2 protein-coding genes are annotated in these 767 nt (G+C 40.9%); both read left to right on the forward strand.

The features are described from left to right. Positions 1 to 290: CheB methylesterase domain-containing protein (locus A3757_RS00360; RefSeq protein ID WP_197469599.1), on the forward strand; the 290-nt coding region annotated here is incomplete at its 5' end. A 38-nt stretch (positions 291 to 328) separates the two neighbouring features. Further along, positions 329 to 631, forward strand: a complete 303-nt coding sequence (locus tag A3757_RS00365) for an STAS domain-containing protein (protein ID WP_068554015.1) — start codon at positions 329 to 331, stop codon at positions 629 to 631. The last annotated feature ends 136 nt before the right edge of the window (positions 632 to 767 follow it).

Raw genomic sequence — 767 nt, forward strand, 5'->3', positions numbered from 1 at the left:
ATGATGGAGAGAAGGTCAGTGGTCATAAGCCTTCGGTCAATGTATTATTCGACTCAGTCGCACAGCATTATGGGAAATATGCAGTTTCAGCTATCCTAACGGGGATGGGAAGTGATGGCGCCGAAGGTATGGAAAGAATACTTTCAGTGGGCGGTGCAACTTTTGCTCAAGATGAAGCAACGAGTGTTGTATGGGGAATGCCCGGCGCAGCTGTTAAACTTAACGCTGTGCAAAAAGTGCTCCCGATAAATAAAATTCGAGAAGCGCTACTTAAGGCTTGTGAAAGGTAGCGTTAGGAAATATCTATTTAGACAAGGGTGAGGCATAAATGTCAATCACATCAGTACTTTCAACGGATGATAACTCTCTAACTATTGCGATTAAAGGTCGCTTTGACTTTGCTTCGCATCAGAGTTTTTGTGACGCTTACGAAGGAAAAGACAACGGTGTTAGTGAATATCGCATCGATATGCGCGACGTCAGTTATCTAGACAGCTCTGCTTTGGGAATGTTGTTGTTACTTAAGGATCACGCAAAAGAAGATGTAAAAATCAGCATAGTTCACTGTTCTGATGAGGTAAAAAAGATATTCGAGATCTCTAATTTTAAACAGCTATTCGATATTCATTAAATTAAGTACCATTCTCTAAATAGCGGATATTGGCCCGATATTCGCATAATCCTCCCTAAAGCGTAGTGTAATCAAGTTAGACGACTAACTTGAGCGCCTACAATTCGCTTGTCCTAAAGCTATTTTTTCTAAGTCA

It is taken from the genome of Oleiphilus sp. HI0117 (assembly GCF_001635235.1).

Excerpts from the sequence above, each read along its gene's own strand:
- A3757_RS00365 (WP_068554015.1), top strand. The coding sequence starts at position 329 with ATGTCAATCACATCAGTACTTTCAACGGATGATAACTCTCTAACTATT.